The sequence below is a fragment of the Treponema primitia ZAS-2 genome (assembly GCF_000214375.1).
Classification (GTDB): Bacteria; Spirochaetota; Spirochaetia; order Treponematales; family Breznakiellaceae; genus Termitinema; species Termitinema primitia.
Genome location: NC_015578.1, coordinates 1,381,015 through 1,403,440, shown reverse-complemented (window position 1 = coordinate 1,403,440; position 22,426 = coordinate 1,381,015). Strand labels below are relative to the sequence as shown.

The following is a 22,426-nucleotide window of genomic DNA, read 5'->3' as shown; positions in this document are numbered from 1 at the left end:
TTCATGGGGATGATAGCTGCCTTCCAGGGACTCTCTAAAAACTAACCGGGTTTTTATGGCGCCCTAAAGACACTTTTTGATTAAATCCGGGTAATTCCGGGCTTCATCCAGAAGCCGGGCCATAACGGCAGTATAACCTTCTCCCAGAGACTTCCACCAATCCAGGGTCCTTTTTTGAAGCCGAATGGAACACATGACCCGTTCCCGTTCAGCGGCGTTGATTTCCGATACCCTGCGAAATTCCGCCAATTCCCCGGCGGTCAATTTAGGACTGACTTCATTATATACAACTGGATATTTTGCGGCATTTCTGATTTCATCTATCTGCTCTTTAGTCGGCTTTTGTCCACCCTGCAAAGTCTCCCTTACTATTGCCATAATAAATCCTCCGTTCATCCTTATCCGCTAATCGGGCGCTTATAATACGGGTAATGTCATCCCGTTCCGTATACACCACAAAAAGCACCTCATCAACCATACCCAAAGTCTGGTAACGCGCTTCATGGTCACTATGGTTCCGGTCAAAGCGTTCCATACGTTCCGGATCATTAAAAACCAATTTTGCGGTGGAGAAAGACAATTTATGAATTTTGACGTTTTTTACGTCCTTCTCCGAATCCCATTCAAAATTCATTCTGTTTCCTATCATATAATATGAAATGTATTACATTTTGTCAAGCTATATTTCGGCAGGCTGCGCAGATACTTGAAAAGAACCGGAAATATGACCGAAAATCAACATAGCTCGGAACTTCCAGCGCCGACTTCATTCAGGCGGAGAGTTCCCTGAGGAAACAGCTTTTTGAGGGAAACCCGGGGGAAAACCATGGAGAACGGTGACTTTATTGCCCTTATCAGGGACCAGGTAAAAACGAGTTCGGGCAACCGGCTAAAACCGGAGGCTGCCCTCAGGCCGGAACTGGCGGGGATGCCCTTCTTTGAGGAGCCTGTCCTGGGTTTTGCGGCGGCGGATGATCCCTATTTTGGGGAGCTGAAAAAGCCTGGGGTAATCGGGGATCATTTTCTGCTGCCCCGGGAATGGCTGAGCGGCGCCCGGACCGTGGTATCGGTCTTTTTTCCCCACTCAGAGGCGGTAAAAAAGGCGAATCGCCAAACCATGGAATGGCCTGCCGATGAATGGCTCCAGGCTAGGATAGAGGGCCAGGCTTTTATTGAAGAACTCTGCCGGTACACCGCAGCCTTTCTGAAAGACTCAGGATTTTCCTGCGCCATCCCCTGTTTCGATCCCCGTTTTAAGACTGGAAACCCGGCAATCAGGGACAATACTCGTCAGGATTTCTACACCAGCAACTGGTCGGAACGCCATGTAGCCCATGTATGCGGCCTGGGAACCTTCGGCCTTTCCCGGGGACTGATCACCCCAAAGGGCATCTCCGGGCGTCTCGCCAGTTTTATTAGCGATGCGCAGTTTGCGCCTACGGTACGGCCCTATTCGGGGATCAGCGATTACTGTACCCGCTGCGGCGCCTGCGTCCGGAACTGTCCTGCGGGGGCCATTACTTTGGAGGAAGGAAAAAATCATCCCCTTTGCTCGGCATTTCTGGATCGTACCAAGGAAAAACACCGGCCCCGCTACGGGTGCGGTAAATGCCAGAGCGCCGTGCCCTGCGAGAGCGGGATACCGGCTATGGGCCATAGCTAAAGGCGGCTATTCAGTCACCATACTGTTGGCGTCTTACCATGTCCCGCTGCGCTTCTCTCCGTTGATTGACGGGATACGCAGGATCATACCGGGCAGTATGAAATCCGGATCGCCCCGGCGGGGGAACGCGGCCTTGTTGGCTTCATAAATACGTCTCCACTGTTTCCAATCGCCGTAGATGTAACCCCGCTGGGCAATGCGAACTAAGCTGTCGCCATAGACAACCCGGTAGAAGGCGGCCAGGGCGGGTGATTCTTCTTCCTGCTCCACCGCAGTCTGCTCCGCCTCCGTAAGCCACTCCGTTTCCGCAGCCTCCGCAGCTATTCTGTTCGTTTCCAGCTGCCATTGGGCATCCATCCACAGGGTTGTTACCAGGCGGTCCGAGTAGCTCAGGGGCTGTCCCAGGGTTTCCCGCCAGATTCCCAGGTAGGGATACTGTTCCGCCAGTTCCGGGTTGGCTTCCTGTAAATACCGGTACTCCCGTTCCGCCCCGGCATAGTCCCCCTGCTCATAGCAGGTCCGGGCCAGACCGAGCCGGGCCAGGATGTTTTCCGGTTCCCGCTCCAGGCTTTCCCGGTACAGGCTTTCGGCGTCATCATAGTGGCCCCGCACAAAAGCTATGTTTCCCAGGTTGAGCGCCACCGGGGCGTTTGAGGGTATGCGGCTTAGTTCGGTTTCTGCATTGAGGAGCATCCCGGTCTTTCCGTACAAGCCGCCCAAGTCGTTCCGCCGCACCATGGCGATCCCCGATGAAGAGGCCGCGATCTGCCCTTCCAGTTCCCGGGTCCGGGGGCGTATAAGAAACCCGGCATAGATGTTCAGGGATTCCTCGATGGCGTCAATAAGGCTGTCCTCATCGGGCAGCTCGGGCATCTTGTCCGCAGCATCACTGACGCTTACCGGCTTATAGCGGGCCCAGGATTCCTGCATGGGGAAGAAGCTGCCTTCTGATCCGGCGTCCCGCCATTCCTGCGCCCCGGTCCGCCAGGCCTGATAAAAGGGCGCGGCGGTCTGGGTTATCTCCAGGGGAACCCAGGCTTTTCCCCCCTGGTAAATCAAATCATCGGGGAGAAAAAATTGTTCCCGCCCTTCTTCTTCGGTGAGCCCTGAATCAAAGGCCATATAGATATGTCCCGGTATGGTTATAAACGCCGTGTCTATGCCCAATACTTCCAGCATTGAACAGAACAGGATAGACAGGTCATCGCAGTCCCCGCCCCGGTAGTACAGGGTCTGGTAGGGATAGTTCAGGGTATCCAGGCTGCTTGCGTTTTCCGACAGTTCAATATAGGAGCTTGAGGGATCAATGACATAATTGATGCCGTAGACCTTGAGGGCCTCAAAGAGGCCCAGGGCGTATTGGATATTCCGGGGGATACGCTCCGGGGAGCCCTTAAAGGGCCTGAGCCGGGTATCGGTGATGGACTGCACATGCCGGGCAAAGAATTTTGCCGCCGGGTCCTGGGATGACACAAAAGATGCGGCCCGGCGGTCATCGTCCCAGCTCATGGCGTTCCGGTGGTAGATGGGCATTTGCAAGGGCAGTTCCGCCTGCTTAACCTGGCTCAGCGCCCGATAATCAATACGCAGGGACGCATTGGCGGTGATGTTCTCCGTCAGGTCCATCATGGCTTCATTAAACAGGGCGGTGACCGGGACCTCCACAGACTCCCCGGGCTTGAGAAGGGGTATGGTATAAAACAGGGTGGGCTGCCCCATGTACCGCTCCAGGTAAAAAGAAAGCTGCACATCGTTTATAGCGGTGGGTTCCTGGTTGGTGACCCGCACGGAAGCTAGGGGGTTATTTTCGTACCAGGCGTAAGAAACGGGAAATACCGACTCCTGGGTTTTCTTTTCCCCGGCAACCCTTGTCTCCTTGCGCAGTAATTCTAACAGATCAAGGCGTACTCCCAGGTTAATGCCCAGGGTAGTGAGGGAACTGTCGGGAGTAATACTGTGCCAGTTGTAATCTGCGGCGGCATAGAGGGCTATAGCCGGGGTAAGATGAAAATCCGCCCCCAGGCTCCCTCCCAGGCGCAGCCGGGTGTCGGCGGTATCATCCCAGGAGTAGTTGTAGGTAAAGATACCCCCGTTTCCTTCCACCCAGAGGGAGAGCCGGTCCAGGGCGCGCCACTGGAAAAAAAGCCCCAGCTTCCCCTGGGTAAAAACAATAGGGGACCCGGTTTCCACGGCAATTTGGAAAAACCCACCCCCCAGCCGTAGGCCCGAAAAAAACCGGCTTTGGGGCTTCAGGCTGAACGCCCACTCCGCCAGGCCTGCGGCCCCGAAACCGGGCACAAAGACGCTATCCCCCAAGGGAATGGCGGCGCCCGGGGAAAGCCGCAGGGCAATGCTGTTTTCGCCATAGGCGGCGGCAGCGCTAAGCAGCAAAAAGGCGATAAGCACAGGGAAAATCCGGCAGCGTTTGTGCGCGGGGAACTGCGTTGCAAGTAGCGCGGGGAACTTGCCGACTAAAGTCGGGCCGACTAAAGCCGGCGTTGCAAGGCGCACCACCCTACTCTCCCCGCTGCAGGGCCATCTGGGCCAGGCCGTTTTTCGCTGCGGCGTTTTCCGGGTTCAGCCCCAGGGCCTGGGTGAACCAGGCTTCCGCCCCGGTAAAATCCTTGTCAAGCAGGGAAAGGTTTCCCCGGTTGACCATCCCCGCCGCAGAGCCGTACGAAGCGGCCTGTTCAAAAACCGGCTTTGCATCTTCCGGGCGGTTGGCCCGCAGTAATAGTAAGCCCAACTGGTTAAATGATGCAGCCCCAGGATTGGCGCCGAGCTGGGCTTCCAGGGCCCCTATCTTAGGCTCAAGCTCAGTGGCAATGTATATGCCAAAGGCGGTGTCCACCCGGCGGTTTAAGGCCCCTTCCTCCGGCCGGGCGCTCTGAGCCTCCACCGGGGGAACCACCGGAGGATAGGCCGCCCAGGCATCGGCAAACCTGATAAAATCAAGGGCCTCCCCGGCTTCAAAGGCCTGGTTCAACCGTTTGCTTCCCCCTTCCCAACTGTTCATAAAGCCGTTATTGAAATTCGCCATGGAAAGGGGCATCCACATTTCATCATTGATAACCAAAAGATTTTCTATATTGGTAAAAAGACTGTCCGCGGCAGCCTGGCTTATACCTAAGGAATAGAGGACCATAAAATCATCCTCCAGGGGTATAATCGCGGCGGGAATGCCTGAGGATTCCAGGGTATTGGCGTAGAGCAGACCAATATCCACGGCGTTCCCGGAACGGAAAGCCAGGGTCTCCGAGGGGAACTGGATGCTATCAATGTCAGTAACCCTGTTAGAGCCGGCGCTCTGCCTGAGCCCTGCGGTCAGAAGGCCCTCGTAGAGCCAGAGGGAAAACTGCATATTCTGATTTAAGCCGGTGCGCCGCTTGCTCCGGGCCAGGCCCACCACATACTTGGCGTACTCCAGGGGCGCCGGCGCGGTGGGGGATACAAAGGCCGCCAGGCTTGCGTTATCCCCCCAGCGGTAGGCATTGCGGTTTACCACCCGCACAGTACTACTGATGACCGCTGTCCGCTCCGAGCCCAGGAAGGTATAGCGGATCACCACTTCCCCCAGGATACGGCCGTCCTCAGTAAAGTTAAGCAGCGCCGGGGAAAAATCCGCATACAGGGGCAGTTCTGCATGGCGGCCCCGGCCGATAAAGCCGATATTCCCGCAGCTGATCTCCGATGATGTATACTGCCCCGCCCGGAAACTCACCCGCACATTCCGTATCTCTGCCGTTTCATAATTACTAATCCTGAGGGTCCCTGCGCCGTTCCGCTGGTAGAGGGACAGGAACAACGGGTATACAGGCTCTTCCTGGATCAGTTCCAGACGTAAACCCGCAGCTTTTTTGGTAGAAAGGGTAAACTGAAACGTAAGCCCAGCGTAGAGCCCCTGGTACAGGGCTCCGTCCCGGCGCTCGTTATGGTAATACCGGTAGCCGCCGTTCAGGGCAAAGGTGAAAAACGGGGCAAAGCGGAACCCCGCCTCCGCCCCGGCCCGCCAGTACCAGGAGGCGGCGCTGCCGTCTTCCTGGTGCCCATAATGCTGAATAGCCTGGGAAAGCCCAAAAGCCCCGTCCAGGGAAAGGGCAAGCCGGGAAAGAGGATAGCCGAAAAGCCGCGCCCCCGCCCCGGCGGAATAGATCTGGATATCCCCCTCCGCCCCCTGGGCAAGATCTGCGTAGATAAAAGCCCCTTCCAGGCCCAGGGAATACCCGAGCCCCCAGGGATTGGTAAGGATGCTGGAAACATCCAGGTCAAAAAGCAGATCCCCCCCGTAGCCCATGGCATAGAGGTCGGCTACTTCGCCCTGAGGGATAAGCAGGAAGGGCCGGGGCCGCAGGGTAAAATCCAGGGCCGGAAGCCGGGCGAACCGGCCAAAGGCCAGGAACAGGAGGAAAAAGATGGCTTTATACTGCCGAGATATCATGTCTGTTTTCATCCTTTTACTGTGACCTTGCCTTTTCTTCGGCACCAGGTGCCTATTTAACCCAGTCCAGGTCGGCGGCTGTATCGCCTGCCCGGGAAGTAGCGGTGGGAATATTGGATACTCCCTGGGCATTTCCCTCCACCGTGGAATTGGTCACCGTTCCCCCTACAGAAATCTTGCCGCCCCCGGTTCCGGCGCTCAGTAGGCTTTCCAAGGTGCCCTGGCGGGCCGCCCGGATGGTCGACTCCTGGTCACCCTGCACGACAACCAGGATAGAATTAAGCCCGAGTTTCACCGTGGTTGATGCACTGAGGGTTCCCCCTACAGAAACAGAAACCCACTGGCCGGAAGGCTCCAGCTGGTCCACTTTTCCGGAAAAGCTTTTCACCGTGAAGGTATCCGCCCCAAAGGCAAGACCCGCCAAGGTAAAAATCAACACCGTGCTGAGAAATAATGCTCTTTTCATTCAAAAACTCCTATTTCCGGGTTCAATTTCATGGCCCCGGCGCCAGGCGCCGTTTTCCCTCCCACGGCTTGCGGGGGAACCCCCCGTACTCCAGGGGAGCCCCGCAGGCGCCGGTTTCTTCCCCTTAATTTATACCGGCGGCAGCACGAAGTCCCTATACTTGTCAGGGGTGTTTATGCCTTCGAGTGGGATATCTAAGACCTGTGAATACTTTGCCGTACCGTATTGAGTCTTATACATGACTTTGCCAAAACGGCCGGCAATCTGGTCGGCAGCAATGGTTCCGCTTCCCTGCCCAACATCCCAGGCGAACACGCCGGCCACATACACCCCGCCGCCGTCGTTGCCTGCTCTATTGCGGTTGAAGGTTCCAGTGACCATGCTGAAGCGTGCACCGTAACTAATAAACACCCCGCCGCCGTCGTTGTTGCAGGTATTGTCGCGGATTTCTCCCAATCTCATTTCGGAGTTCCCTCCGCTCATATACACCCCGCCGCCGTTGTTGTCTGCTCTATTGCGGTTGATGGTTCCCCCTTTTATGTTGAAGTCCCCGGCGTTCACATACACCCCGGCGCCGTCGAAGCCGTTGTTGCCGGTGATGGCTCCCGTATTCAAGGTGAAGCTCTTGCTCGTATACACTCCGCCGCCGCTGACGCCATCGTTGGCGGTGATAATTCCCCCGTTCATGGCGAAGTCCGTACTCGCATACACCCCGCCGCCGTCGGAGCCGTTGTTGACGGTGATGGTTCCCCCGTTCATGGTGAAGGTCTTATCGCCGGTCACATACACCCCGCCGCCGCCCTTGTAGGCGGTGTTGCCGGTGATAGTTTCCCCTCCCACGCCCATGGTGAAGGTCCCGCCGTCCACATACACCCCGCCGCCGTCGCTGCTGGAGCGATTGCCGCTGATGATTCCCCCAGTCATGGTGAAGATCCCGCCGGCCACATACACACCGCCGCCTTTACTGTTGGAGCTATTGTCGGTGATGGTTCCCCCGTTCATGGTGAAGGTCCCGCTGGTCATATACACCCCGCCGCCGTTGTTGAATCTATTGCCGGAGATAGTTCCCCCGTTCATGGTGAAGGTCCCGTTGGTCATATACACCCCGCCGCCGTTGGCGGTGGTGGAGCCAGTATTGCCTCTGATGGTTCCCCCGTTCATGATCAGGGTTCCCACCACCCCAATCAATGCGGCCGTGGTGGTCTTTGACGTGCCGTCTATGATCAGGGGGATGGTTCCCCCATCCACCCCCAGGGTTAACCGGGAGCCGGCAGCCACCGTAAAGACCGGTTTAGTTGACGAACTGTATGCCCGACTGATGGTGACGCCATCCTGGTTGCCGGGAATCAGTTGAATAAAGGAATCCCCGCTGATTGTCATAGCGTCACCGTCGCTGGCAAGACTGGTATTCGTATACATGGTGATGATAATGGGTTCGTTTATGCTGCCTGCAGAGCCGGCGGCGGTGATGCCGCTCAGCGCAGTGGCGAGGGTTTTGTAGTAGCCTATCAACCGGGTATTGTAGGTAACGATGAACTGGGCGTCCATCAGGGCGCCCACCGGGGTGGCATTGGGGCTTATCTTCCAGTTGTGGCTGGGCTCGGGGCTCACCGTAAACTGGGTGTAGTGGTCCGCGAACAAGTTCACATCGCCGGTGATCAGCGGCGTCGTCTCCCAGTCGGCATATACGGCGGGTTTAATCACCGCCACGGCGGCCTGGGTAAGGCTATCCCCCATGCTTATCTTTGCGCTTGTGGCGGCAAGATATACTTCGTTGTTGGAGAACACCTGGGCGCTGCCCTGGATGGTCAGGGCGCTGCCCGCATCCAGGTAGATGCCGCCGCCACTATCGCTGCTGTTCTGCTTGATGGTTCCTTCCAGGAGCATGGTCCCGGTTCCGTTTACCCGCACGCCGCCGCCGTAAGCTGAGGTGGTCGCGGTTGTGTTCCTATTGTTCTGCACGATGGCCCCGGCCTTGATGGTCAGGGAACCGGTCACCGTTACCAGGGCGTCAGTGTTGGTGCAGATGGGGGTGGATGCCGCGCCGCCGTCCAGGGTGAGGGGGTTGATCCCGTCCCCCAGGGTGAGGCCGGCGCCGGTCGCCACGGTGAAGATGGAGCCTACATCGTTGGTGGTCAGTTTGATGGTAAGCCCGCTGCTGTTGTTGCTGATCAGCTGGACATACCTGCCCGTGTCAAGGGTTATGCAGTTGGCTGCGGCGCCTATGTCCGCGTTCTTCAACAGGGTGATTACCACGGGCTTGCTCTGGGTTCCCGCCAGGAGGCTGCCGGTTTCCGCCCGGTTCACGGCGTCAAAGGCTTTGCTCAGGGTGTCATAGGCGGCGCCGTTCACTGATGCCGCCATGCCGGAGCTTGACAGGAAGGTCGCCGTTATGGTTATGGCCTCGCCGGGCATGGTGAAGGTATCGGTGAATGCGGTTGAGTTGTACGTCAGGGACCCCCCTTGCAACAAATAATTGGGGTCCGGCTCTACCGTCACGGCAACCGGTTCGCCCTCAAAGGCTGCGGAGGGGGCCGTAATGGTTCCATTCTCGGGGGTGTTCGTGGTAATGCCATAGGCCGCCGCGGGCAAGGGCTTGTTTCTCGGGCCGGCGGCGGCGCCCACGAGAAGCGCATCCGGGTACACTTTGTAGATGATCTTACTATCCACCAGAGCCGTTAGGCGCAGGTACACCTTGGGAACCGTTGCGGGAATAAACAGGACGTAACCTTGGGCGTCAACGACGCTGACATCGAGGGGGGCGTTAAAATTGCGGGCCGTATAGTCGGCTTCGCTAAAAGCCTCCACGGTCTTTGAAGTAAAGCTGAGGCTGCCGGTACTAGTAACCACTCCATACACGGGAACCTGGACGCTGAAAGCCTCCGCGCTAAAAATCGGGCTGATGTGGGTGGTCTGTCCGGGATAAATATGGACGCTCTCCAGCCAGGTTGCGACCGGCCCGGCGGCGCTTTTTATGCTCAGCTTCACCAGGTATTCCCCCGGCGCAATTTCCTTCCCGTCCAAATCCAGCAACGAGGATTGATCGCTCAGGTTAATCGGATCCGCAAAAAGGCCCGCAGTAAGATTATTCCCGTCTTTAGCAAGCGCCGTAAGGGTATTATCCGCATAGGTTCCGCCGGAAGGTAAGGTGATGTTCCAACTGAGTTTGCCGCTTACAGCGCTTTCAGTATACCTGCCAAGGGTGATTGGCGCCGATGCTGCGGAGCCGGCGCTCACCACCACGTTTGTGGCAGTTCCGGTTCCGGAGAGGATGTCCCTCTCAGCGCCTGCATAGGCTTTCACCGTGATGGTCCAGGTTCCCGGGGGCAGGTCCACGGAGGCCCTTGCGCTGGTCAATTCTTCATCCCCATGGGTATAGGCGCCGGGTCCGCCGGTTTCCGCAAAGGACAGCTCATACCTGGTAAACTGGTTTTCGGGGAAGATCGTCCGGGACGGGAGATCCGTATCAGAGGGAAGTTCCAGGGAGATTTGCAGCCGCCCCATCCCCTGCGCGGGAAACTGGGTTGCAGATTCCAGGACGGGCGTGTTTTCCGGGCCCAGGGCGTTGGCGCAGGAGCCCAGGATGAGGCCCGCTGCCAGCAAGGCTGCCAACACGATTGCTATTTTAGTACCGTTTTTCCCGTATATGTTCATGGCGATCCTTCCTCTTTACTGGGTAACCGTAAATTTCAATTCCCGGGTATACAAAACCCCGGCTGCTGTTATCACCTTCACCATAAGGGTGTGTTCCGTCGCCAGGTAATCACTGGCGACGATGGTAACGGAATCACCGGTTGCGTCGCGCTTCGGTACGCCGTCCACGTACCACTGTATAGCGTCTCTGGGTCCGGTTCCCTTCACCGTAAAGGCCTTCGCCCCGCCGCGCCAGCTTATCTTGGCCGTTTCGGGGCTTACGCTAATGGGGTTTTGGGGTCCGCCGATGACTATATCCGCCTGCTGTAAGCGGGTTACAGTTATGGTGTAGGTTTTGGTAGTTGCGCCGTTTTGCGCCGTCACCGACACCCGGGCTTGTACCACAGCGCCGGGGTTGATAGTCTTGAAATTCGCAGCGCTGCTCAAAAAACCGCCGTCAAATCCGTAAGAAACCGCCGCATTGCTGTCCTCCGCTGCCGCATCAACAGTGACCTCGCTGCTACCCGCCGGAAGTATTGCCGTGTATTTCGTAGTATCCGCCGCAAAGGCAGGGCTCAAAGCCGCCCCTTTTATGCTAAGGCTGCCCAGGGCAGCATTGTTGTTTTTCGGCGTCCCGGTGACCGGCGTTGTATTGTAGTCCCCCAGTACGGTCCCGTCTTTTGCCCGGACCCACACATAGTAGGCAGCCCCATCGCTCAGGCCGCTCAGGGTTTTGCTGAGGGTCGTTCCCCCATCAATGCCCACCACTACAGCGCCGCTGCCGCTGCTTGAAAGACCGTAGCGCAGATCGTAGCCGGTGGCCCCGCTTGCCTTGTTCCAACTTACCAAAAGTTCCTTGGAATTAAGGGTATTAACCGCAGCAATACTACCCGGCGTGGCGGGCCGGTTGTCGGTCCGCACATTTACCGTCTCGCTCTTCCCCGCATTCCCGGCCTGGTCTGCCGCAGTAACGGTAATACTGTATTCCCCGCTGTTATAGCCCACTGAATTAATGGTATAGGCGCCTACCCCTTTGCCCAGGGTAAGGGTTGTCAAAGCCCCGTTTTCCGCCTGCCAGCCAAGGCGGATCTCTTTCAAGTCAGCGTCCACCGGATCGGTCCAGGCAACGGTAATCTGCTGCGCCTCCCGGTCATAGGAACCTGCCAGGCCCCATACGGCGCCGGGCGGGGTGGTGTCGGTTTCCACCTGCAGGGTTTTCCCCGCAGATTGGTTTCCCGCGCGGTCAAACGCGTAGGCCCGCACCGTATAGCCCCGGCTGTCCGAAACAGCCTCGGTAATAACGTAGGATCCCTGCCCCCGGCCTACCCGCTCTGTTCCCGCAATGCCCGCCCCGCTGATCCCCCATTCCAGGAGTATCTCCTGCAAATCCGTATCCGCCGGATCGGCCCAGCTAAGCATGATAGTCCTGGAGCCTTTGTCATAAAAAGCGCCAACCGTAAGGGGCCCAGGCGGCGTGATGTCCGGGTATATGTTTACCGAAGCCCCGCCGGATTTTTTCAGGGTATTGGCCGTCTTGACCGTTACCGTATAGGCCGCGCCGTTGGCGGGGAGTATGTTGGGTATGGCATAGCCTTGGCTTAGGCCGCTTTTGGCTATGCTCGTTGCGCCGGCGGCCATGCCGGCCCAGCTTATCTCGATAGTTTCCACTTCCGGGTCCTGGGGGTTAGTCCAGGAAAGGACCATGCTCTGGGTATCCTTATTGTAATACCCGCTAAGCCCGGTTACCGGGCTGGGGATCGTGGAATCTGCGTTAAAAGCGAACTCCTCAGCCGGGCTGCGGTTCCCTCCCCTGTCCACTGCGGCAATCGTAAAGCCATAGGACCCGGAAACCATATCGGCCAGGACCGCCCGCTGTTCCCCCGCCTTCGCTTTTGCTGTACCCCCGGCCCAGCTTATGTCGATGTAATCCAGGTCCACATTCGCCGGATCGGCCCAGGTCAGGGTGATAGTCCCGTCAATACGGTTATACACGCCCCCAATCCCGGTCACCGGGTCAGGGGGCAGGTCCAGGAGGGCCTCTACATACAGGCTCCGGGACTGGGCATCCGCATAGCTGTACCCAATCCCGAAAGAATCCCGGGGCTGTATATAAAACCGGATGACCCCTTCCTTAACAGTCTGCACCGTGTGGGCGACAACAAAGGGCGTCTTTTGGAATTCCTGGGCGTATTTCCAGGCCAGGGGGGAATCGGCGTTCCGCAAATTCTCGTTGGGGTAGGCCGGAGCGGGCAGAATCTCAGCGGTCACCGCACGGCCTACGATATCCATAACCCGTTCCTCGGTGATGGTAATGTCCTTTATCATTGCCGAGGTTTTATAGGCGTCAAAAAACAGGTACACGGTCCGCTGCCCCGCTTGATCGCTTTTCAGAAGAAATCCGGCCGGCCAGACCCGCCCGATGTTGTCATAGCTAATGGTTTTCCCGGAGAAAAAGACATCATCCTCCTCAAGGCCCAAGGCTCCCTTGATAAGCCTGCTGTCAACCACCGGGAAGTTCAGGTCCGGGCCGTCCCCAGCCCCGTAGCTAAGGGCCCGGCTTTCCACCATATATATGGGATAGTCCCTGCTGCGTATGCCGGTCCCCAGTTCTATAGTAATATTGTTATTAGAAAGGGCGAGGCCGTACCGTACCGGCTCCAGGCGTATCCAGAGCCCCGAGGGGTCCTTTTGCATATCGTACTGGCCCGTCAAATCCCGGGCCGTCGGGGTCATCCCCTGGTCAGCCTTCCCGGTAATGGCGATGGTCCCCTGGGGGTTGTCTGCGGTCAGGAAGGAGAGGCTTTCCGGATCAATCGGCGTGTTAAACCGTATCTCCACGGGGTAATTGGTAGGCAGCCGCTCAAAGGTGGCGTTGGGCAGGTTATGGTCTGTCACCCCCGGCAGGGTTGCGCAAAAGGGGATGATGATTAGTTCTTCATTGATAAAGGCCGCCACTTCAACTTCGGTCCCCGAGGCGTTAAGGCTTCTAAACTGCACCTCGGCCCCTAATTTCACGCCCGGCGCGGCAGCCCGATAAGCCTGCCATTCCACAAAGCCGAACCCGGGGTTTACGGTAAAGGAGGCGTTAAAGGGCACTTCCAGCTTGGGCCGGTTGTCCGGCAGTACAATAACCCCTGCCGGGGGATTGGCGGAACCCGAACCGGGAACCAGTTCCATGCGCACCGAAAGGTGGGGCGCCTTGGCCAGCCATACCTCGTATTCCGCCCCGGAAATGGCGTCCTTTTCCGGCTTGTTGAGAAAAAGGTCGCATCCGGCAAATATGAGGGCGGCTCCGCAGGCCAGGGCAAAAAAACGCGCTGCTTTCATAGCGAAGCTCCTTGGCATAATGCAACGTGAGTTTAGGCTATCTGACATGTATCCTCCCAATTTCTAATTTACCGTTCCGGCGCCAGGCGGCCTTTTTCTTCCCAGCATTATATACCCCCCCGCATACGCAGGGGGTTTTTCGTAGGTTCAAACGTCGATGCCAAGGCATTTCCGGCGCCTGACGGCCTACGGCGCGCCCGTTCCGAAGGGTCTCACAAGGCCCCGGGTACGGGTAACGTGTCGTTCGTGTAACCAGCATTACCTGAAGAGCCTGCGATCCAGGTACTGCTGGGGGTATCTGCGGTGCCGTACATTGCTATAGCGTCCGGGCCCTTAAACAAGTTGTTACCCAAACCCGTGATGCTGCTGTTAGTGTTGTTGGAAATGGTTCCACCCGACATGTAGAAAATGCCAGTAACGGCCACCCCGCCGCCATAGCACGGCCCGACAGAGGTGTGGGTCATGGCATTGTTGCTGATGGCTCCTGCGCTCATAGTGAAGGTCGCACTGGCGTCCACAAACACCCCGCCGCCAGATCCAATGCCGCTGACGGAATTGTTGCTGATGGTTCCCCCGCTCCCGCTCATAGTGAGGGTCGCAAAGGTCTTCACATACACCCCGCCGCCGCGAGTCGTAGCAGTATTGTAGCTGATGGTTCCGGCTTTTAGTTCGAACTCCGCTGCGTCCACATACACCCCGGCGCCCATAGCCGCCGTGTTATTGGCCGACGATGACGACCCGCCAATGGTTCCACCATTCATGGTGAAAGTATCGTACCCGGCTTTGAACACGCCGCCGCCGTTGTTAGTAGCAGTATTGTTGCTGATAGTTCCGGCGTTTAGGGTGAAGTTACTCGCATACACCCCGCCGCCGTCGTTAGTAGCAGTATTGCTGCTGATGCTCGCCGTGTTGCTCATAGTGAAGGGCGAGGTGGTGGCGTATACCCCGCCGCCGTCTTTAGCAGTATTGGAGCTGATGGTTCCGGCGCTCATAGTGAAGGGCCCGCGGGCGTATACCCCGCCGCCTTTGTCAGTCGCCGTGTTCCTCGTCGAGCCAATGGTTCCCCCAGTCATGGTGAAGGTCCCTTCGCTGGCCACAGAGACCCCGCCGCCGTTAGTAGCAGTATTGCCGCCGATACTTCCGGCGATTAGTTCGAACTTCCCGTTGGCCACATACACCCCGCCGCCATTGGTCTCGCTGCCGGTGGCGGTATTGTTGGTGATGGATAATGTACCCCCATTCATGGTGAAGGTCCCGCTACCGGTTTTATACACCCCGCCGCCGTTAGTAGCAGTATTGTCGTGGATGCTTCCGTTGCTCAGGGTTAAGGGATTGGAGATGTTCATATACACCCCGCCGCCGTTAGTCGTAGCAGTATTGTAGCTGATGCTTCCGGAGGTTAGATTGAACGCCCCGCCGTACACATACACCCCGCCGCCGTTAACCGCCGTGTTCCTGTTCGACGATGACCCGCCAATGATTCCTCCGTTCAGGGCGAAGGTCCCGCCTGTGACAGAGACCGCGCCGCCATTGTCCGCGCTATTAGCGGTGATGCTGACCTGGGAGCTCGGGGTGTTCAGGGTGAAGGACCCGCCTGAGACGGAGACCCCGCCGCCGTTAGCCGTTGCCGTATTCGCGGTGATCGTCCCCCCGCTCAGGGTGAAGGACCCGCCTGAGACGGAGACCCCGCCGCCGTAAGTAGCAGTATTGTAGCTGATGGTTCCGGTGCTTAGTTTGAACTCCCCACTGCTGGACACATACACTCCGCCGCCGTAAGTCGCCGTGTTCTTGTCCGACGATGACCCGCCAATGGTTCCCCCGCTCAGGGTGAATAACCCGGCTGTGACAGAGACCGCGCCGCCGTTAGCCGTTGCCGTATTCGCGGTGATCGTCCCCCCGCTCAGGGTGAAGGTCCCGCCTGAGACAGAGACCGCGCCGCCGTTAGCCGTTGCGGTATTTCCGGTGATGCTCCCTCCGCTCATGGTGAAGGACCCTCCTGAGGAGACAGAGACCGCGCCGCCGTAAGTCGCCGTGTTCTTGGTCGACGATGTCCCGCCAATGGTTCCCCCGCTCATGGTGAAGGTCCCGCTTGCGACAGAGACCGCGCCGCCATCGCCTGAGCGTTTGTTATTCTTCAGCGTTGCAATGTTCCCCATGGTGAAGGTCCCGCCGTTCACTTGTACCAATGGGCTTGTATGGGTGGAAGAGCCCCCGTCCAGGGTAAGGGCGTACGTCGTTCCTCCGATGGCCAGGGAAGTGCCGGTGTTCACGGTAAACACCGGGGTGCTTGAAGCGGCGTTTCGGCTGATGGTGAAGCCCTCTGACGGCGGTACCAGCTTAACGTGGACGCCGGCGGGTATGGTGAAACCTTCACCCGCACCAAGGGTTATGGAGCTCGTCCCGGATGCTATCCGGATCTCATCGGGAGGGTCTTCGCTGCTGCTCTCGGATGGGAAACCATCATCGTACAGCAAATCCCCCAGGGTCGTGTAATAGTCCACGGTAGTGGCATTCCGGTATCGGGTGTACCTTGCGTTCACCAGGGACCCGGTGCGTCTAATCATATAGTTATTTCCGTCTGCGGTTGGATTTGCCAGGGTAAACCTGGTATAGTTGGCCGCAACATTGACGCCGGTCAGCACCGGCTGATTGCGGTCGTAGTCATGGGGGGTAATCTTCGCCGAGACAGTCGCGGTTAGGATGCCTGGAACCCCGATGGCTCCGGTAGCGTTGATAAGGTACGCATCGCTCACCAGGGCGCCGCCGTTCAGATTCAGGGTCGCCGCAAGGGCCGCATCCGGGCCTTTGCCGGTCGGGGCGGTGTTCCCGGTAATCCGGGCTTTCCCTTCCAGGCTTGCCGTGGCGTCCACTGCCAGATAGAGGCCGCCCCCCCCTACCGTCGCGCTATTGCCCGCATCGGTCTCAGTGGGGCTGTTCCCAATGACGCTGGTCTCGGTCATGGTCAGGTTGGCCTTTTTGCCTACATAGACGCCGCCGCCGTTGCGGCTCGCCTGGTTGGCCTTTACCGCGCCGCCGACCCTGATGTTCAGGCGGGGCCCTATCCCGGTTTCCACTGCCACCAGGTACACCCCGCCGCCGTCCTGGGCAAGGTTCCCCTCCACGGAGCCGCCGTCTTGTAGGGTGCTGTTCCCTCCGGCAGCATATACCCCGCCGCCGGTCTCCGCCGCATTGCCGCTGATGCTTCCATACTGAGTTACGGTCAGGGCTGCGCCGGCGCCGGACAGATACACCCCGCCGCCGGTCTCCGCCGCATTGCCGCTGATGCTTCCATACTGAGTTACGGTCAGATCTGCGCCGGCGCCGGACAGATACACCCCGCCGCCTTTGGACGCCCAGTTGTTTTCGATGGCGCCTCCGTCAACTACCAGGTTTCCGGTTGCCTCCGCCACGTACACGCCCCCGCCTTCGCCGGTTGTTCCCCCATAGTTATTCTGCACCCGGGCGGAACCTTTAATGGTGAAGGCCCCTGCGGTCCGTACCAGGGCGCCTCCCCGGGAAACGCCGGCGTGCTCCCCCGTGTCAAAGTTGGTCCATCTCGCGTCGCCGTCCAGGGCAATCGGTAAAGTGCCGTCCCCCAGTATCAGCCCCGCCCCGGCTTTCACCTCCAGAAAGGTGTTTTCATTAAAAGTGATGGTAGCCGTTGTGTAACCTGCCCCGACCAGTTGCACATACCGCCCGCCGTCGACCGTGATAGTCTCGGTGACGGTGACGGTACTCTTCAGCACCGTGATCACCACAGGGCTTGCTGCGGTCCCGGTCCCAGCCGGTACTGCCGCAAAGGCAGCGTTCAGGTTGTCATAGCCCACGTTGTTCACGATGGCTACATCAGTCTCGCCGCCAGTGGCGATGAGCGCAAAATTGGCGCTCAGGGTTACGTTCAGAGCGGGCATCGTAAAGGTCCCGCCATCAAAAGACATCGTAATGCTGGCGCTGTCCGTATACTGCGATTTCCCGCTCTGGAAATACCCTGGCGCCGGGCTTACCGTAACCGCCACCGTGCTGCCCTTAAAGGCTGCGGAGGGTGCGGTAACCTTGCCTCCGTCGGCAGCATAAGGAGTAATGGCATAGATACCGGCGCTGAGGTTCTGGGTGACCGGATCCTCGTTAATGGGAACCTCCGTCACTGACGCCTCGGCCCCGGACACCGGCTGATCGGCGCTATCCTTCGCCCCCAGGCGCAGCCAGACTGCGGCATATCTGTTGGGGATAAACAGGGTATAGGTACCACCGGTCGTAACCGAAGCAAGCGCCACCGGACCGGCAACGGGCAGCCCATCACAGGCTGCGGTGCCATAGGCGCTTACCGTTACTTCGCTCAGGGTGATGCCCATCCCGACGGTAAGCGTAGCGGTCCCGGAAACCGGAATAGACTCTTCAAAATCGCCATCTCCAAAGCTATGCGCCGCAGGAGTGGTCTGGCCGTTATAAATATGGAACGCCGTGGTCCACCGGGCAAAGCGGCCCTGGCTATTCTCCAGTTCCGCCACCAGGTAATAGCCCCCCGCATTCAGCGACACTGTCCCCGTTGCCGGGGAAGTGGTAAAGGTGATGGGGTTGGTAGTGCTGGGGTTTTCCGCAGGCAGGGAAGAAATGGGCTCCCCGTTATCGTTGTATATGGTCAGCTTCCTTGTTGTATAGCTGCTCAGGGTTCCCGGAAAGGTGATGGTATAGCTCAGGGTCCCCGAGCCTCCCGCCTTCATACTCAGGGGAATGCTAATCTCCGCGGCGGCGGCGGCGGTCACGGCTACATTGGTAAGCTGCCCCGTCCCCGATGCCACCGCCCCGGTCCCGGTCCCGGCATAGGCCGTCACGGCGATGGTCCAGGTTCCGGGTATCAGGTCCACCACATTCCCCGTTGGCGTCGTCCAGGTTTTGGTAACCACCACGGGGGGATCATCTTTATTGGTGAAGGTGACTTCATACCGGGTAAAAGCGCCGGGTATCAGGGTCCGCGCGGCTTGTAACGCCGCCTCGGGCGCCTCCTGCTGCGCAACCGCGAGCTCCGCCGGCTCCTCAAGGCCCAGACTGACAAGCAGGCGGCCGTATCCCTGGGGAATCGTCGTATCCGGAGATGGCTTATACTCCGGATTAGGCTTGTCAGGCGCAAAGGGATTGGCGCAGGAACCCAGGAGCAGGGCCGCCGCCAGGGCGCTCAACAGGGATACTGTTTGCATCGTCTTTCGTATGTTTTTCATCGCCTACTCCATTATTACCGTATTACCGTGAACTGGGCATCCAGCGAATAGGGCAAGCCGTCCACTTTGGCCCGCACTGTTAATGTGTGAGGCCTCTCCAGGGAATACTCTTTCGCCGTTACAGTGAACTTATCTGCCGCGCCTGTTTTCTTTTTCCCGTCCACAAACCACTCTATACCAGTTAGTGTAGCCCCCGAAACCGAACTCACAGTAAATTCCTGTGTTGCGGCGGCAGCCCAGCTAAGGTTCACCGGCCCCGTGGGGCTCAGGGTGATTTTCTCCCCCGGCAGGACGATGCCCCCGGGATTCGACCAGGCCGCGCTTACGGCTACGGTGTAGTCTTGCTGTGCCGAGCCGTCTTCTGCGGTCACCCGTACGGTTACCGTGCCACTGGCCCCGGGGCTAATATTCCATGTGTTGAGGGAATCGAAGGCGCCGCTGAACTTATATTGCACCGTTCCGAAAAAATTGGGGTAGCCCGTTGCCGTGAAGCTGGAGCTGGTAGAAGGGATTGTCACCGAATACCCAGTATATGTTCCGGGAGAAAACCCGCTTATCGACACAGGGCTCATCACCAGGTTCGAAAGGCTTGCAACATTGTACTTAGGGGTCCCGATAGCAGGGGCGATGTTGTATTCCCCGGCGTCAAGCGCGTTCTTTGCCCGTACCCACACATAATAGGACGCCCGGCTCAGGCCGGTAATCGTCGTAGTCTTTTTACCGCTGGCGGCATCAGTAATCGTACCGCCACCGGGTAACGCCGTGCTGCTATCGTTATAGATGCTGTAAACCACCTCATAGCCTGTAGCGCCGCTAACCGCGTTCCATTCGATGGTAAGTGTCTTGGAATCGGCGCTGCCTGTGGGCAGGACCTGTACCCCCGTGGGAGCGGGCAAGCGCTCAGGCCGGCTGTCGGTCCGTACATTTACTGTTTCGGCGTTCCCCGCATTGCCCGCCCGGTCCGCCGCAGTAACCGTGATGGCGTATTGCCCGCTGTTATACCCCACTTGCCCGATGGTGTAGGTTTTTATCCCCGGCTCCAGGGTTATTTCCGTCAAAGCCCCGGTTCCCGCCTGCCAGGCAAGGCGGATCTCCTTCAAGTCAGGGTCCGCCGGATCGGTCCAGGTAACGGTAATCTGCTGCGCCTCCCGGTTATAGGAACCCGCCAGGCTCCACACGGCGCCTGGCGGGGTGGTGTCGGTTTCCACCTGCAGGGTTTTCCCCGCAGATTGGTTTCCCGCGCGGTCAATTGCATAAGCCCGCACCGTATAGCCCCGGCTGTCCGAAACAACCCCGGTAATAACGTAGGATTCCTGACCCCGGCCTATCCGCTGGCTTCCCGCAATGCCTTCCCCGTTGATCCCCCATTCCAGGAGTATCTCCTGCAAATCCGCGTCCGCCGGATCGGTCCAGCTGGCCGCGATGGTCCTGGAGACCTGGTTATAGGAGGCGCCAACCGTAAGGGGCCCAGGCGGCGTGATGTCCGGGTATATGTTTACCGAGACCCCGCCGGATTCTTTCAGGGCGTTGGCAGTCTTCACCGTTACGGTGTATGCCGCGCCATTGGCCGGCGCTATGCCGGGAATGGCATAGCCCTGGCTTGGGCCGCTTAACGCTACGGTGGCTGAACCGCCGGCAGTACCGCCCCAGCTTATCCTGATAGTTTCCGCTTCCGTATCCCCCACGGGGTTATTCCAGGAAAGGACCATGCTCTCTGATGCCTGATTGTAGGAACCCTGCAGATCACTGACCGGGCTGGGGATCGTGGAATCCGCGTTAAAGGCGAACTCAGCCGTAGTGCGGTTCCCGCCCCGGTCGACGGCGCTAAGGGTAAAGTTATAGAGCCCGGAATCAATGCCGGTTAGGACCGCCTTCTGCTCCCCAGCATTCGCTTTTGCTGTACCCCCGGCCCAGCTTATGTCGATATAATCCAGATCCGCTTGGGCCGGATCAGCCCAGGCCAGGGTGATAGTCCCGGCAGCCCGGTTATACACCCCCCCAATCCCGGTCACCGGGTCAGGGGGCAGGTCCAGCAGGGCTTCCACATACAGGCCCCGGGTCTGGGCATCCACATAGCTGTACCCGATCCCGAAAGAGTCCCGGGGCTGTATGTAAAACCGGATGACCCCTTCCTTGGCGGTCTGTACCGTGTGGGGGATTACAAAGGGCGTCTTTTGGAATTCCTGGGCATACTTCCAAGCCAGGGGAGAATCGGCATTCCGCAAATTCTCATTGGGGTAGGCCGGGGAAGGCAGGATCTCGGCGGTCACCGCACGGCCTACGATATCCATAATCCGTTCCTCGGTGATGCTTATTTCCTTTATCATTGCCGAGCTTTTATAGGCGTCAAAAAGCAGGTACACGGTCCGCGTCCCCTCTTCGTCACTTTTCAGGGCATATCCCTCCGGCCAGGTCCGCCCGGCGCTGTCATAGCTAATAGTTTTCCCGGGGAAAAAGACATCCTCCTCCTCAAGGCCCAGGGTTCCCTTGATAAGGTTGCTGTCAACCACCGGGAAGTTCAGGTCAGGGCCGTCCCCAGCCCCGTAGCTAAAAGCCCGGCTTTCCACCATAAATAAGGGGTAGTCTTTGCGCCGTATGCCTGTGCCCAGTTCTATCGTAATATTGTTATTGGAAAGGGAGAGGCCGTTCCGCACCGGCTCCAGGCGTATCCAGAGCCCCGCCGGGTCCTTTTGCAGATCGTACTGGCCCGTCAAATCTCGGGCCGTCGGGTTCATCCCCTGGTCAGCCTTCCCGGTAATGGCGATGGTCCCCTGGGGGTTGTCCGCATTCAGGAAGGCGAGGCTTTCCGGATCAATCGGCGCATTAAACCGTATCTCCACCGGGTAGTTGGTGGGCAGCCGCTCAAAGGTGGCGTTGGGTAGGTTATGGTCCGTTACCCCCGGCAGGGCCGCGCAAAAGGGGGTGATGATGAGTTCTTCATTGATAAGGGCCGTCACTTCAACTTCGGTCCCCGAAGCGTTAAGGCTTCTAAACTGCACCTCGGTTCCTAATTTCACGCCCGGCGCGGCAGCCCTGTAGGCCTGCCATTCCACAAAGCCGAACCCGGGGTTTACGGTAAAGGAGGCGTTAAAGGGTACTTCCAGCTTGGGCCGGTTCTCCGGCAGCACAATAAGCCCCGTAGGAGGATTGGCGGAGCCCGACCCGGGGACCAGTTCCATACGCACCGAAAGGTGGGGCGCCTTGGCCAGCCATACCTCGTATTCCGCCCCGGAAAGGGCGTCCTTTTCCGGTTTATTGAGAAAGAGTTCGCACCCGGCAAATATGAGGGCAACTCCGCAGACCAGGGTAAAAAAGCGCATTGCTTTCATAGCACAGCTCCTTAGCATAATGCAGCATGAGATTGGGAATCTGAAAGATGTAGGACTTATCTTAGTAATCCTATCGGAATTGTTAGGATGTAAGAAATATATCATAGTATTCCCATTACACATATAATAAATAAGCTTCCGCAATAAGCGCAGATTACAAAGAGAGCGAAAACGGGTATATGGGCTATCTGACATATATCCCCCTATTTCTGACTACATGAGTATAATATACCAATAAAAAGAAATTTTCCACTTTTTTGTGAAGAATTTTACTAAAATTCGTAAAAGTAGCGGGAGGGCCCATGACTGGGGGGGCTAAAAAGGCAATTTTTCTGTTTTATTACGGATTCCGAT

General features: G+C 58.1%; 10 protein-coding genes. 1 reads left to right on the top strand and 9 read right to left on the bottom strand.

All coding sequences use genetic code 11. The features are described 5' to 3' along the window. Window positions 1–63 precede the first annotated feature (63 nt). Window positions 64–378 carry a hypothetical protein gene (locus TREPR_RS06250; protein ID WP_015707454.1) on the bottom strand — a complete coding sequence of 105 codons (315 nt, stop codon included), beginning with the start codon at window positions 376–378 and terminating at the stop codon, window positions 64–66. Beyond that, the gene (locus tag TREPR_RS06245; RefSeq protein WP_015707453.1) at window positions 332–634 is read right to left on the bottom strand and encodes a BrnT family toxin; all 303 of its coding nucleotides are present in this window, start codon (window positions 632–634) and stop codon (window positions 332–334) included. The genes TREPR_RS06250 and TREPR_RS06245 overlap by 47 nt, the downstream gene beginning before the upstream one ends. Before the next feature lie 192 nt (window positions 635–826). Here TREPR_RS06245 and TREPR_RS06240 point away from each other — a divergent pair, with 192 nt between their 5' ends. Further along, entirely contained in the window at window positions 827–1,663 is an 837-nt protein-coding gene (locus tag TREPR_RS06240) for a 4Fe-4S binding protein (RefSeq protein ID WP_041611490.1), read from the top strand. A 33-nt stretch (window positions 1,664–1,696) separates the two neighbouring features. Here TREPR_RS06240 and TREPR_RS06235 read toward each other — a convergent pair whose 3' ends face one another. The 7 genes from TREPR_RS06235 to TREPR_RS06205 all read right to left on the bottom strand — a co-directional run bounded on the left by TREPR_RS06235 (window position 1,697) and on the right by TREPR_RS06205 (window position 22,072). After that, a complete protein-coding gene (locus TREPR_RS06235; protein ID WP_245534798.1) occupies window positions 1,697–4,177 on the bottom strand; it encodes a tetratricopeptide repeat protein in 2,481 nt (826 codons plus the stop codon). A gap of 1 nt (window position 4,178) precedes the next feature. Then, on the bottom strand, window positions 4,179–6,101 hold the full coding sequence (locus TREPR_RS06230; protein WP_041611046.1) for a tetratricopeptide repeat protein: 1,923 nt from the start codon (window positions 6,099–6,101) through the stop codon (window positions 4,179–4,181). A 52-nt stretch (window positions 6,102–6,153) separates the two neighbouring features. Then, window positions 6,154–6,567: a hypothetical protein gene (locus TREPR_RS06225; protein WP_015707450.1), complete on the bottom strand. Its 414-nt coding sequence runs from the start codon at window positions 6,565–6,567 to the stop codon at window positions 6,154–6,156. A gap of 129 nt (window positions 6,568–6,696) precedes the next feature. After that, entirely contained in the window at window positions 6,697–10,221 is a 3,525-nt protein-coding gene (locus TREPR_RS06220) for an InlB B-repeat-containing protein (protein WP_015707449.1), read from the bottom strand. A 15-nt stretch (window positions 10,222–10,236) separates the two neighbouring features. Then, the gene (locus TREPR_RS06215) at window positions 10,237–13,527 is read right to left on the bottom strand and encodes a cadherin-like beta sandwich domain-containing protein (RefSeq protein ID WP_015707448.1); all 3,291 of its coding nucleotides are present in this window, start codon (window positions 13,525–13,527) and stop codon (window positions 10,237–10,239) included. Between the two features lie 212 nt (window positions 13,528–13,739). Then, window positions 13,740–18,743 carry a beta strand repeat-containing protein gene (locus TREPR_RS06210; RefSeq protein WP_015707447.1) on the bottom strand — a complete coding sequence of 1,668 codons (5,004 nt, stop codon included), beginning with the start codon at window positions 18,741–18,743 and terminating at the stop codon, window positions 13,740–13,742. A 14-nt stretch (window positions 18,744–18,757) separates the two neighbouring features. Further along, complete coding sequence (locus TREPR_RS06205) at window positions 18,758–22,072, bottom strand: cadherin-like beta sandwich domain-containing protein (RefSeq protein WP_015707446.1); 3,315 nt, start codon at window positions 22,070–22,072, stop codon at window positions 18,758–18,760. Between the last annotated feature and the right edge of the window lie 354 nt (window positions 22,073–22,426).